Source organism: Rhizobium sp. CFBP 13644, assembly GCF_014842165.1.
Lineage (GTDB): Bacteria > Pseudomonadota > Alphaproteobacteria > Rhizobiales > Rhizobiaceae > Agrobacterium > Agrobacterium tumefaciens_C.
Genome location: NZ_JACYVF010000001.1, coordinates 593,476 through 607,751 on the forward strand (window position 1 = coordinate 593,476; position 14,276 = coordinate 607,751).

Consider the following 14,276-nt stretch of genomic DNA (forward strand, 5'->3'; position numbering starts at 1 on the left):
AGCTGAAACTCGTCTTAACGGAAGAGTGTGAGCAGGCTGTCGGAGCTGGAGTTGGCGATCGAGAGCGCCTGTACTGCCAGCTGCTGCTGTGTCTGCAGAGCAGAGAGGCGAGCAGATTCTTCTTCCATGTCGGCGTCGACCAGTTTGCTTACACCGGCTTCCATAGCGTCGCTAAGCTTGCTGGAATATGCGTCCTGAAGATCGATACGCTTGGACAGAGCACCGAGAGCCGCTGCACCATCGGTCAATTCGCTGAGCGCTGTCTCAACAGTCGTCAGGAAGTCGTCGATCTGACCCTGTGTCATGACGCTCGTAAGAGCGATCGTCATAACGCCGGCCAGAACACCGCCGCTGCCGACGCCGCCGTCAATCGTGCTGAACATGGCATAAGAGCCAGAGTCGAACGACGCGTTCGTCACCTTTACGGTGCCGTCGGTGTTACGAATGAAGCCGTCCACAACTGTTGTCTTCGAAGACGTGGAAGACTGAACTGCCCAGTTTTCGCCGTTGAAGGATGCTGCCTGGCCGATAGCTGTCAGCTGTTCCTGAAGCTTCTTAACTTCGAGCTGGACCTGGTCCTTGTTGACAGAGCTTTCGCTGGCGGTTGTCAGCTTTGCCTTGATTTCGTTGACGACGTCAATCGCGCTGTCCATAGCGGCATAAGCCGTGTCGACCTTGGCTGCACCGATGCCGAGTGCATCCGTTGCTGCGCCGAGTGCCTTGTTGTCAGACTTCATCGTCGTCGCGATGGACCAGTAAGCCGCACCGTCAGAAGCGTCGCCAATCTTGAGGCCGGTCGAAACGCGGTCCTGGGTCTTGCCGAGGTTGTTGTTGATGCCACGCAGTGTCTGGAGTGCGTTGCTGGCGGAAGAGTTGAAGTTGATGCTAGACATAAGTTGCCCCTTAAAAACGCGGTACAAGAGAGGGACATGCCGGATTTCGTACCGGCGCGAACGGTTCGGCATCATGCCACTCGGTTCCAATTCCATGGACACCAAACCCGTCACGCAGGATTGAAAATGCGCGGCAAGCATTTCCAAGTCCTTAATTTCGGAGATAGACCTATAGCTGTTGATTCTGATGGTTAATTATGGACAAACGGCCATGGTTAAGGCTGTTCCGTTTGGAATGGCCCACGCCTCGCAAAGTCCTGCTTCAAGCAAGCTTCAGCGCGTATCTTTCATTAGAAATTTTGAAACGGCTACATCTGTGTCCGTCTTGGGCTTATGCCTGCAGCGACGATGGCAAGAGGATCGAACAAGAAAAATGTTGAACGAAATCAGCTACTCCGCGGCATCCAAGCACTTCAAGACAGGGCAATATACGCAGGCACTGGCAACGCTGAACCGGCTGATCGATACCAAGCGCGACGCACGGACCTATGCTCTTCTGGCAAAGACCTGCCTGCAAATCGGCATGCCGGAACAAGCCGCAACGTCCTATGAGCTTGCGTTCGAGCAGGGCGGCATGGAAGCCGAAAGCTATCTCGTTGAGGCCATCAAACTCTATTTCGACGGCGGCCAGAAGGACAAGGCGCTGGCCCTTTCCAACAGGCTTATCCACCGCTTCCACAGGCACCCGGACATCACCTATATCGTTGGCACGATCCTGCTCGAGCGCGGTGAGCAGAAGATTGCCCGCGCGCTGAAAAGCATCCTGATGAAGAGCGACAAGATCGATCACATCAAGCTCGGCGCGCGCATCGCCATCACCACATGGGATCTGTTCGACCCGCGCGATATCGATACCGCCCGCCTGCTTCTTGCAAAGCTGCCGCGCCAGCAGGCCGTGCGTCTGATGTATCTCGTATTCTGCCGCGAACACAGCAAGTACGACGCAATCGAGCTTCATCAGCCCATCATCGATGCAGCCGTGGCAGCCGGAGAGACCGATTTCATTGCGCTTGATGGCACGTTCTTCAATCTCCACTGGAGTGCTGACGAACACATCAACCAGATAGCCCGCAGCAACACACCGGTCTTCAGCCCTGAGATGACCGTCAAGCGGCACCAGATGCCTCACACATGGGGCGAGAAGATCCGCGTCGGCTACCTTTCCTCCGACCTTTTCGACAAGCATGCGACCATGAAGCTCATCCGTCGCGTGCTGGAGCTGCACGATCGTGACCGCTTCGAGGTCACGCTGTTTTGCCACTCCGACCCGGATCTCCTGCAAACGAACGAGGCCGACCGCAGCCTGTGGGGCGACGTCGTGACCATCAGAGAGATGACCAATGAAGAGGCGCTGGCCACCATCAAGGCCCGCAACATCGATATTCTGGTCGACCTCAAGGGTCACACCGCGGGCAACCGCACAGCCATTCTCAATATGGGCGCGGCACCCGTTCATGTTGCGTGGATCGGCTTTCCGGGCTCCACCGTCAATGTCGACCTCGATTACGTCATCGGCGACCACTATGTTCTGCCCGATAGCTCCAAGCCGCATTACTACGAGAAATTCGTGCGGTTGCCGGATACCTATCAGCCAAACGACCCTGTCAACCGTCCGCTGGCAAAGCAGATGAGCCGTGCCGATGTGGGCCTTCCGGAAGACGCCTTCGTTTTCGCATCCTTCAACGCGAACCGCAAAATTACCCCGAAAACCATTCAGGCCTGGGGCAACATCCTGAAGCGCACGCCCAATAGCGTCATCTGGATTCTGCACAACAGCCAGGACAGCAAAAAGAACATTCTCGCCAAGTTCCTGGAGCTGAGCATTCCGGCAAAGCGTGTGTTCTTCATGAACAAGCTGGAGTTCGAGCTTCACCTTAACCGTATCACGGTTGCCGATCTCGGCCTCGACACCTTCCCGGTCAATGGCCACACGACAACGTCGGAGCAGCTCTGGTCAGGCCTGCCCGTGCTGACCATGAAGGGCACGAACTTCGCTTCCCGCGTCAGTGAAAGCCTGCTGCATGCCATCGGAGCGCCGGAACTGATCGCCGAGGATGAAGAGGCCTATGCAGACATGGCCGTTGCCTTCGCGCAGGACCCTGAGGCACTGAAGAACATCAGAGCCCGCATTGATGCGAACCGTTTTGTAAAACCGCTTTTCGATGCGGAACGCTATTGCCGCCATCTGGAAACGGCCTATCAGATGATGGCCGACAGGGCGAAATCAGGCGAAGCACCTGATCATTTCGACGTCCCTGCCCTGCCTCCACGGACTGCGCCGTTCGACGAGAGATGATAAAAAATCGGCCTGATGTCTGCGAGACGTCAGGCCGATGAAACAGAATTTAAGAAAGCGTTAACACAATCCGTGTGTTCGGGGTGATCCCGGCAAGCGGATTTCCGTGTTGAATGGGACGTTCTAGTGAATGTAGCCCATCCGGATCGCCTTCGCGATTGCCTGGATGCGGTTGACGGAATCCAGCTTGATGGTGGCTGATCCGAGGTAGGCGTTGACGGTGTGAACCGACAGGCCGAGCTTGACGGCGATTTCTTCACTGATGCGACCATCACCTGCAAGTTGCAGGCAGGCCACTTCGCGTTCGCTGAGCGATTCCGCCGGTGTCACACGCCGCTCATCGAGGGCGAGCAGATCCACCATGATCTCGGTGCATTTTATGTGTTGCTCGAGAACGATTTCGTTGTCCAGCAGCAGGTTCGTTCCGCAGAACACGACATAGCCGTTGCCAATCGTACCGAGCCGCGCTGGAAGCGCCAATCCGGCATAGGACAGTTCTTCGTTGAGAAGCCGAACCATGAGCGCCGGCACATCGGGAATATCGGCAAAGCCGCCGCCTCTGTCGCTTTTCCAGGTCACAGGCAGCAGGGATCGCTCCAGGTGATCGAGAAGACGATCTCCCATGGCATGAACGAGGCGTGCGCTTTGTTCGTTGGCGCTGATGCCCCAGTTTTCCATCTCGCAAAACAGCTTGCGCTTGTTGGGAAAGCCCGATGCGATCGCCCGAACCACAACGAAGTTCTTCGCGCCTAAAACGCGCTGTATGGCCACCAGCCTGGGAAACAGATCAGAACGGCTGGCAGACGAGCCTGTGCGTGGCGGCGAGACCAGCTCTGTGGCGCCGTCGGAACCCTTGTAATACCCCATCTGATGCGCCCCTATACCAGATTGTTGCGGACCGCATAGGCAATGGCCTCGGAGCGGGTCTTGGTTGCGGTCTTGCGCATGACACTGGTGATGTAGTTGTTGATTGTATTGCGGGAAATTCCCAGGATCGTCGCCATTTCATCGCTGGTCTTGCCCTCGGCAATCCAGAAAAGGCACTCAAGCTCGCGCTCGGTCAGATCGATGTCGCGCTCGACACGCGATTCGGCCACGACACCGGAGCTGGCGAAATATCCTGCCAGCATGCCTGCCTCCCGCAGCCGATCATCCACGGGCACGCTATCCTCAGCAAACAGCAGCAGAAGAGAGAACCTGACGCGACCAACACAGAAGGTGATTGCGCAATATTGCGGGTTCACACCATGGGGAATGACGGCATCTTCGGGAAGGAAAAGCATCCTTGGCTTCAAGAGCGCCAGGCATTTTTCCATTTCGCTGACGCGGTTCTGATTGTTGGTCAGCTCAAGGCTCAGCCTGCGCACCAGATCGAACGGCCAGTCGGACGTGATGATGAAGTTCAGCCCGGCTTCCTGCAACAGGTCTTCGCGGGCCAGCAGATAGTGAGCCGCGCCAGCAAAGGACGCAAGCATCTCGACCGCCGCTGTAACGTTGCTGTCAGCAGCCGCAAGCGCGAGGTTCCTCACTAACTGATCGCGCGGCAATGACTTCACCGACCTGTCAAACGGCACAGCAGAGAGCCTGCGAACATCAAAATCCACCTTCAATAGCCTACGCCCTCTTACTCTCCATTCGGAGATATTTTAACCGGGATGGAAATCATTTCCATTCAGGAACACAACCACAAACTGCGAATTGCGCACCTGGCGACCGAATCACTTTATTTTAGAAGACGCTACGGGAAAAACCATTGCCTGCCGGCGGCATCCCCCGTTTTTATCTCCTGAATCTCTTGCCGAAATCATATTCATGTTCTGCGCCTCGCACAGAGTTGATTTCACTATTCCAAGGTAAAGTATGGAGCTGGTTAACCATTTATAAACGACGTCCCAAAGGAGAACATGTGTGCCGATTTGATGCAAGTGATAAAACGGCAGAAGGCCGGTGTGATACCGGCCTTCCTGTTATGCTGCTTTTTCGATTGCCCACTTGCGCAAGATCTTGGCGGCGCGTTCCTCGCTGATTTCCACCATGCGCGAGAGGCGGCGCTCCGGTCCTTCGCGAACCCGGCGATTGAAGTCGCCATCGCCATTGTCGCCGGAGAGAAGGTCGTCGGCACTGTCGAAGCCGAAGTCCGAACCGAAGCCGTCCATGAGGCCACCGCCGCTGGATTCGCCAATGCCTGGAGAGAAGTCCGGCAGTTCCAGACCACCTGCTTCCTGGGCAAGCTCTGCGGTGGATGTGCTTCCACCGGAGATCGAGCGAACCATCGGGCGGACACCCAGCCAGACTACGAGGAAGGCGACGATGACGAAGGCAACCGAGTTGATGATGCCAGCCGAGTTGCGGCTGAGAACTTCCATGACGCCCGGTCCGGCAATTGCCTGGTCCAGAAGCTGTGTTTCGAGGAAGTCCATGGCGGTGATGGTGACAATGTCGCCACGATCGGTCGAGATACCGGCTGCAGACGCAACGATCTTCTGCATTTCGGCGAGATAGGCATCGACCTTGGCTTGATCGGAGGGTTCGCCAATCATCTTGGCAAGGCGGCCCTTGTTGACTACGACGGCGATGGAAACCTTGTTGACGGTGTAGCCATTGCGAACCGTGGCTGTCGTCTTGGAGTTGATCTCGTAGTTGGTCTGCTCTTCTTTCTTGGCCGATTCGTCGGAAGACTTGGGACCGCCGCCGCCGCCCTGTGGCGCAGCTTGCGGCACGTTCTGCTCAACCGTCGCAGCCGAATCAGGCGTTGTTTCCTGAGACTTCTGGTCTTCCTTGGTCGTGCGCACAGAGCGTTCGACACGTGATTCGGGATCGAAGACCGTTTCCTGGATCTGCTGGCTATCGGTGTTCAGCTCGGCGGTCACCGTAGAGCGGAAATTGTCCATGCCGAGGAATGGCGCAAGCGCCTTGTCGATTTTCGTTTCAAGTTCCTGCTGCACGTTCTGTGCCAGCGTAAGCGAGCGGTTCAGTGCGCCGTTGCCGACATCATCGCCGGAGGCCAGAAGCTGGCCGGTGGAGTCGAGCAGCGTCACATCATCGACTTCAAGGCCGGGAACAGCCGAGGCAACGAGGTGGCGAATGGAGGATGCGGCCTTGCGGCCTGCGGTGGCGCTGGCGCGGATCATGACAGATGCGGTGGGCTTCTGCTCTCCGCGGCGGAAATTGCCGACATCCGGCATGACGATGTGGACGCGTGCAGCGGCAACGCCGTCAATCTGCTGAATGGAGCGGCCGATTTCGCCTTCAAGCGCGCGAACCCGGGTCACTTCCTGCATGAAGGATGTGAGGCCGAGTGAGCCGACGCTATCGAAAAGCTCGTAGCCTGCATTGGCGCTATCAGGCAGACCGCGTTCGGCCAGCAGCAGGCGAGCCTTGCTGGTCATGCCCACGGGAACCTGAAGGCTCGTGCCATCGCTACCAACCTGGAAATCAACGTTCGATTCGGCAAGAGCGATGCTGATCTTGTTCAGATCCATCGTTTCCAGGCCGACATAGAGCGTCTCATAGGCAGGCTTGTTTACGTAGAGCGCAGCCGCAAGGACGATTGCCATGGACAAAACGCCCACACCACCCAGCATCAAAAGCCGCGTCTGCCCGAGGGCCGCGAAATTTTTTAAAACCTGTGGAAATTGATTTAACAGATTCATTCTGTCCGCACCGTCATTCGAAGAACCGAGACCTTCTGGCCTCGATAGCAAACTAGACGGCGAAGCTTGCGCGAGCATTTCCCGGATGGCTGTTAAAGATTGCGCGCAAGCGTTTCTTCATCAGTCAATATAGGAGCCGATGATCGCGGAAACCTGGGTCGGCGTCAGCGCACCCATGTGCGTGTTCAACAGCGTATCGATCTGCTGGCTGGACAGGCTGACCAACGTACCGGTGGAAAGACCTGCCACCCCTGCCGAGCTGAAGGCGGCGATATCTGCGGTTGAGAACTTCGCAATATTGTCCTTCGACAGACTTCCGACCTGGGACGCCGTCAATGCGCCCACCTGTGCCGGTGTCAGGGCCTCGCTCTGCGCCGTGGTCAGCGCTGCAATGACGCTCGTCGTCAGGCCAGCCACCCCGCTGGTGCCAAGAGCTGCGATGTCTTCGGTCGTGAACAGGGCGATATCGTCGGTTCCGAGCGCTGCGGTCTGGATGGCGTTCAGCGCGCCCAGCTGCATTGTGGAAAGAGCATCCACCTGCGCCGTGGTCAATGTCGCGATCTGGTTGTAACCCAGCCCGCCAACCTGCGCAGGCGTCAGCACCTTGATGTCGTCTGTTGTCAGGCCCGCTATGATCGCGGTTTTCAGACCCCGGATGGCAGATGGCCCAATGGCTGCAATATCTGCCGTCGAGAAGGTCGCCATGCCAGCGGTTGTCAATCCGGAAATACCATCGGCGCTCAGCGCCGCGATCTGCGCGGTCGACAGTCCTTCGAGCTGATAGGAACTGAGGGCTGCAACCTGCTGGGCCGTCAGGCCAGCAATGCCACGCGTTCCCATGGCCGAGATTTCTGCGGCGGAAAGTCCTGATATGAAGCCTGTTGCCAGCCCAGCGATGGCCGAGGAGCTGATGGCAGAAATCTGCGCAGCACTCATCGTTTCAAGTTCTTCCGCCGTCAGTCCGGCAATCGCCGTGGAGGTCAAGGCACCGACCTGCGCGGTGGTTAGAATATGAACCTGCTCCAGCGTCATCGCCGCCACCTGCGCGCTGGATAGACCAGCAACACCGGCGGTGCTGAGAGCCGCGATCTGGCCCGTGGAGAGGGCGATGATATCAGCCGTTTCGAGAGCTGCGACCTGCTGTGACGTGAAAGCAGCCACCTGCCCCGTAGACAGGACGCTGATCTGATCCACGTTCAGCGCCGCAATCTGCGAGACGGAGAGGCCGGGGATAGCAGCTGGGCTGAGCGCTTTGATCGTCTCGGTTGGCAGCGCTACCAGTATTGCCGTCGAAATGCCCGCGATCGCACCCGCGCTGATGGCGGCAAGGTCGGTCGGAGAGAAGGTGTTCAGATCATCCAGACCCAATGCGGCAAGTTGGCGGGAGGTGAGAGCTGCCACCTGACTGCTGGTGAATGCTTCCACCTGATCCGGGCTCAGCGCCGAAATCTGGCCGCTAGTCAGCCCTGAGACGCCAGCGGGGCTCAGAATGGCGATGCGGGCGGGTGACATGGCGGCAAGTGCCTCAGTGGACATTCCTTGAATGACATGGGCGGGCAGTGCCGCAAGATCATCTGTGGAAAGCACATCGATATCGTCACTACCGAAGGCCGAGAGTTGCGTGGAAGACAGCGCCGCCACCTGGGCAGGTTTCAGGGCTTCCACCTTGTCGGTTGGCAATACAACGATCTGGTCGGTGGAAAGCCCGGCAATTGCCGCCGTGCTCAGGGCCATGACCTGTGCGACAGACAGGGTCTGCACGCCTGCTGTTCCAAGCGCCGCGATCTGTCTGGAGCCGAGTGCGGCAACCTGTCCTGTGCTCAGGGCTTCAAGCTGCGCCATCGTCAGCGAAGCAATCTGCGCGGTGGAAAGACCGGAGATGCTGGCGGTTCCAAGAACCGCAATCCGCTCCTTGGGAAGACCGGCCAGCGTTTGGGTCGAGATTCCCTGAATGGCGCTCGATGTCAAAGATGCAAGGTCTGCGGTGGAGAGGGCGGCAAAGTCATCGGAACCCAGCGCGCCAATCTGTGCGGAGGTCAAGGCAGCCACCTGCGTCGAAGTCAGCGCCTCGATCTGGACGGTCGACATGGCAGCGATCTGGGCGCTTGAAAGCCCGGTAACACCGGCGGTGCTTAAGGCGGCAATCTGGCTCGTCGTCAGCAATCCGACCGAGGCTGAACTCAGCGCGGCAATCTGCCTTGAGCCGAGCGATGCGACCTGCGCCGTGGTCAGCCCGGGCAGCTGGTCAGACGTCAGCGATGCGATCTGCGCGGTTGAGAGGCCAGATACGCTAGCGGTGCCGAGAACGGAAAGGCGGTCAGCTGAAAGTCCAGCCAGTGTCTCGGAGGAAAGACCAAGAATAGCACTCGAGCTCAACACCGCGAGCTCCGCAGTGGTGAATACGCCCAGATCGGCCGCATCCAGACCCGCCACCTGCGTCGCGGTCAATACCGCCACCTGATCGGACTTGAGAGCTTCGATCTGGACGGCGGACAGCGCGGAGACCTGCGCGGCAGACAGGCCGGGTATTCCGATGGTGCTGAGAGCGGAAATCTGAGAGGTGGTGAGCGCCGAAGCGCCCACCGTACCCAATGCAGCGACCTGCTTGGAGCCCAGGGCTGCAATCTGTGATGTCGTCAATGCGGCAATCTGATTCGAGTTCAGAGCGGCAATCTGGGCCGTCGAAAGACCTGGAATAGCGGTCGGTGCCAGAGCCGCGATAATGCTTGGTTCAAGTGCCGCCAGCGTGGTGATGGATAGTCCCGAAACTGCGCTGCTGGACAAGGCCTGAATTTCCCTTGAGGAAAACACGGCAAAATCCTCACTACCCAGCGCAGCCACCTGCGCAGAGCTGAGCGCAGCCACCTGCGCCGACGTCAAGGCCTCGGTCTGCACCGTGGTCAAGGCAGCAAGCTGGGCGCTAGACAATCCTGCCACGCCATTCGTGCTCAGTGCCGCTATCTGATACGTGCTGAGGAAACCGGTACTGGCGCCAAGGGCCGCAACCTGGCCAGACGTCAATGCGGCAACCTGTCCGGTCAGGAGTGCCGTGAGCTGGGTCGACGTCAGGCTTGCCACCTGCGCAGTCGACAGACCTGCAATCGCGGCACTGCTGAATGATGTTACCGTCTCATTCGGAAGAACGGAAAGGTCTGCTGTCGACAACCCGACAATGGCTGCGGGGCTGATTGCGCCAAGACCGTTTGCCGTCATGGATTGAAGGTCAGAGATGCTGAAAGCACCCAGCTGTTTGGCTGTGAGGGCTGCGACCTGCTTGGTCGAAAGGGCGGCTATATGGCCGGTGCTCAGTGCATCGACCTGCGCGGTCGTCAGGCTTGCAACAGCTGTCGTGCTCAAGGATGCGATCTGGTCAGTCGTGAGACTGGCGATTGTGCTCGTCGGCAAGCTGTCGATAACGGCGGCATTGATCGCACCGATCTCGGCATTCGTGAATGTGGCGATACCCGCCGTTCCGAGCGCGCGAAGCTGAACAGAGTTCAATGCACCGACCTGCACCGCGGTCAGGGCCTCGACCTGATCGGAATCCAGGACTGTTATCTGCGCGGTTGTCAGCCCGGTAATCCCTCCTGCGCTGAACGCGGCCATCTGTGCGGTCGTCAGCGCGGCGATGTCCTGTGTCCGCAGCACTGCCACCTGCTCGCCGGTCAACGCGGCAACCTGTCCTGTCTTTAACGCAGGAATCTGCGTGGACGTCAGTGCTGCCACCTGCCTGGTGGTCAGGCCTGAAACGCCGGCTGCACTCAGTTCTGCAATGGTGTCGGGCCTGAGCGATGACAGAACGGCCGTGGATATGCCTGAGATAGCAGTCGAACGGATGACGGAAAGCTCATTTGCAGAGAATTTTTCGATGTCGTCGGCACCGAAACCTTCCATCTGCTCATTGGTCATTGCCGCGATCTGATTGCTGTTCAGCGCTTCGACCTGATTGGGGGAAAGGGCCCCGATATGCTTGCTCGAAAGCCCTCCGACGCCGGCTGTGCTCAACGCGGAAATCTGGTCGTTGGTCATCGCAGCAATCTGCGCCGTACTCATCGCAGAAACCTGCGTCGAGCTTAAACCGGAGATCTGCTTGGTGGAAAGCACGGATATCTGCGAAGGCGTCAGTGCTTTAAGCTGCGGGTCGGTCAGACTGGTCACCGAAGTGGGGCGCATCGCTGCGAGCTGGTCGGACGTCAGCGCCGCCATCATCGTCGGGCTGAGCATTGCGACCTGGGTCGATGTCAACGCGCCAATCTGTTCATTCGTCATCGCTTGTAGTTGCGCTGTAGCCAGAGCGCCGATCTGATCCGATGTCAGGTTGGCAATGGCCGCCGTTGACAGGGCTTTCGTCCTGTCTGGCGTCAACGCCGCGATGTTGGCGGTACTCAAGCCTGTGACGCCTTTTGCACTCAGTGCCGCCAGTTCCTCCGTCGAGAACGTGGCGAGGTCCTCGGTCGACAGCACAGCGACCTGCGTCGACTTCAGGCCAGCGATCTGGAGCGCCTTCAACGCATCGACCTGTAGGGTCGAAAGTGCCTCGATCTGGGCGGACGTCAACGCGCCGATAGCGCCGACGCTCAGCGCAGCGATCTTGTCGGTGGTAAGCCCGTTGATGACTTCGTTTGACAATCCTGCAACGCCACCGGCGGTCAGCGCTTGAATTCCGGCAACAGATATCGCCGCAATGTCTTCCGGCTTCAGTCCGCCAAGCTGTGAGGAGGTCAAGGCAGAAATTTGCGATGGGGTCAGGGACGCGATTTGCGCGCTGGTGAGATCGGTAATCTGACCGGCTGAAAAGCCAGCAAGCGCCTTGGTGGCAATTGCCGGTATCTGAACCGTTGAAAGTGCCGCAACGGCTCTTGGAGACAAAGCCGCAATTTGGGTGGATGTGAGGAGCTTCACCTGCGCCGTCGTTAATGCGCCGACCTGCTGAGACGTCATGGCCGAGACCTGGTCGCTGGTCAGCGTCGCCATTGCACTCGGGCGTAGGGCCGCGATCATCAAAGGCGTGAGAGCTGCAATGGCGGTGGTCGAAAGACCTGGAATTGCGGCGGTGCTCAAGCCAGCCACCGCTTCTACCTTCAGTGCGGCAACATCTGCAGATCCCAGCGTGCCCAACTGGGCCGAATTCAACATCACGGCCTGAGCGGCGGTGAGGCTGGCAAGTTGCGAGGTGGTCAGCGCATCGAACTGACCTGTTGTCAGCCCGGGAATGGCTGCTGGGCTGAGCGCAGCAATTTTGTCTGACGTCAGCGACGCCAATGTTCCCGACGTAATGCCCGCAATGGCTTTCGCGCTTATGGCGGCCATATCTTCCGACGAAAATGTGGCAAGGTCCTCGGAATTCAACACCGACAACTGCGTGGCAGTCAGCGCTTTCACCTGTGCTGGGGTCAAGGCTGTCAATTGCAGTGTCGTCAGGGAGTTAATCTGTGCCGTTGACATCCCGGCAATGGCCGCCGTTGCCAGAGAGGCGATCTGGGCAGGCAACAGCGAAGAGACATCATCCGTTGACAGCGATTTGATGTGAGCAGCTTTGATCGAGCTCAGTTGCTTGGTCGTCAGAGCCTTCAGCTGATCCCCTGTCAGCGCATTGAACTGTTCGGAGGAAAACACGGCAACTGTTGCGGTGGTGAGTGCCTTGATCTGATCCGATGTCAGTGCGGCAACAGCTTCCGTGCTCAGGCCCGAGATAGCCCTGGTGGAAATGGCGGCAATGTCAGCGGCCGAAAACGTCTTTATACCATCGGCACTCAGAGCGCCGATCTGCAATGAGCTAAAGGCTTTGACCTGCAACGCGGTCAGCGCGCCAACTCGATCTGTCGAGAGCGCCGACAGCTGTTGGGTGGTCAGCCTGGCGACCGCACCTGTTGCCAATGCGGCAATCTGGGTGGATGTCAAGTTTGCAACGACAGCCGCGCTGAAGCCGGAGACTGCTTTGCCCGAGAGTGAACCGAGTGCTGATGTCGAGAGCGCCACAACATCGTCCGACAGAATTGCGGCCGCCTGAACAGATGTCATTACTGAAAGTTGGCTGGCGGTCAGCGCCGCGAGCCGGGTCGTATCCAGCGCCCCGATCTGAGCCGGGGTCAGTCTGGAAAAGGCACTGGTGCTAAACGCTGCGACCTGTGCGGTGGAAAGCGATTGGATGATGGCGGAGCCCAAACCGCCAACAGCCGCTGCCGTGATCGCAGCAATATCGGCCGTCGAGAACCTGGCGATATCTTCCGCCTCCAGCTTCGCAATCTGGTCAGAACTCAACACCTTGATCTGCGCTGACGTCAGGGCTTCCGCCTGCGCGGAGGTCAGGGCCTCGATCTGGTCGCCGGTCAGTGCAGAAATCGTCCTCGTGCTCAAGGCTGCAATCTGTGCAGGAGTAAGAGCCGCAAAGCCGGTAGACGAGAGGGCAGTGATCTGCGTCGATCTAAGAGCGCCGACCTGTTTCGTGGTCAGCGCTGCTATCTGGTCATCCGAAAGGGCGGCAACCTGCGCTGTCGACATGCTGGCGATGGCTGTCGTGCTTAATCCTGCAATACCAGCTGCAGAAAGATTGGCGATATAGCCTGCTCCCAGCGCGCCGATCTGGACGGCCTTCAAGGCCGCCACCTGAGCTGAGGTGAATGCGCCAATCTGCCCGGAGCTTAGGCTGCCGAGCTGGTCTGATGTCAAATTCGAAATTGCCGCCGTGTTGAGGGCAGCTAGCTGTTCGTCGGTCAATGCGGTGAGCGTCCCGGTGCTCAAGCCAGGAATAGCTGCAGCACTGAAAGCCGCGATCTGCGCATTGGATAGGAAGCTCACAGACGTCGTGTTCAGTCCCGCAATGCCCTTGCTGGACATGGCAGCAATGTCAGCGATCGAAAATGTGGTCAAATCCTCATAGTCGAGCGCTGCAATCTGGAGGGAACTCATGGCCGCGATCTGCGACGGTGTCAGGGCCTCGGCCTGATTGGTCGTCAGCCGTGCAACCTGCGCGGTCGTCAGGGCAGCAACCTGGGCGGCGCCAAAGCTGGCAACGGAAATCTTGTCCAGAACTGCAATATGGTCCAGCGACAGCCCAACCACGGCGTTCGCGGAAATCGCGCTCAGCTGTTTGGGCGACATTGCCCCCAGATCTTGCGTTTCCATGGCCGCAATCTGGTCTGACCTTAGAACGTTGATCTGCCTGGAGGACAGCGCCTTGACCTGCTCGGTGGAGAGCGCCCCCATATCCTCGGATGACCAGGCCGCAATCTGGACTGTCGAAACTTTCGCAATCTGGCTTGGGGAAAGTGAGGGTATGATCGACGTCATGTGCAAGCCTTGATCGCGAGTTCAAATATCGAGGACGAAGTGCGCAGCGGGAAACCCCGCACGTGCCGCCATCCTGAAAGGACGCGAAACGGCATTCGACATCGACAACCCTAGCTTTCGTTGCTTGCGCGAGGCTTTCAGTCT

The 14,276-nt window shown here is 58.5% G+C and carries 6 protein-coding genes; 1 reads left to right on the plus strand and 5 read right to left on the minus strand.

The genetic code is table 11. The features are described 5' to 3' along the window. Positions 1-14 precede the first annotated feature (14 nt). On the minus strand, positions 15-893 hold the full coding sequence (locus tag IFT53_RS02850; RefSeq protein WP_042618081.1) for a flagellin N-terminal helical domain-containing protein: 879 nt from the start codon (positions 891-893) through the stop codon (positions 15-17). A gap of 373 nt (positions 894-1,266) precedes the next feature. Between IFT53_RS02850 and IFT53_RS02855 the strand changes: the two genes are divergently transcribed. Next, positions 1,267-3,189, plus strand: a complete 1,923-nt coding sequence (locus IFT53_RS02855; RefSeq protein ID WP_192063412.1) for an O-linked N-acetylglucosamine transferase, SPINDLY family protein — start codon at positions 1,267-1,269, stop codon at positions 3,187-3,189. A 123-nt stretch (positions 3,190-3,312) separates the two neighbouring features. Here the strand turns inward: IFT53_RS02855 and visR are convergent, their stop codons facing one another. The 4 genes from visR to IFT53_RS02875 form a co-directional block, all read right to left on the minus strand. Then, positions 3,313-4,056, minus strand: a complete 744-nt coding sequence (gene visR, locus IFT53_RS02860) for a transcriptional regulator VisR (RefSeq protein WP_042618016.1) — start codon at positions 4,054-4,056, stop codon at positions 3,313-3,315. 11 nt (positions 4,057-4,067) lie between these two features. Further along, positions 4,068-4,799: a transcriptional regulator VisN gene (gene visN / locus IFT53_RS02865; protein ID WP_042618015.1), complete on the minus strand. Its 732-nt coding sequence runs from the start codon at positions 4,797-4,799 to the stop codon at positions 4,068-4,070. 357 nt (positions 4,800-5,156) lie between these two features. Next, on the minus strand, positions 5,157-6,842 hold the full coding sequence (gene fliF, locus IFT53_RS02870) for a flagellar basal-body MS-ring/collar protein FliF (RefSeq protein ID WP_042618014.1): 1,686 nt from the start codon (positions 6,840-6,842) through the stop codon (positions 5,157-5,159). Between the two features lie 120 nt (positions 6,843-6,962). After that, complete coding sequence (locus tag IFT53_RS02875) at positions 6,963-14,132, minus strand: hypothetical protein (protein WP_192063411.1); 7,170 nt, start codon at positions 14,130-14,132, stop codon at positions 6,963-6,965. Positions 14,133-14,276 lie beyond the last annotated feature (144 nt).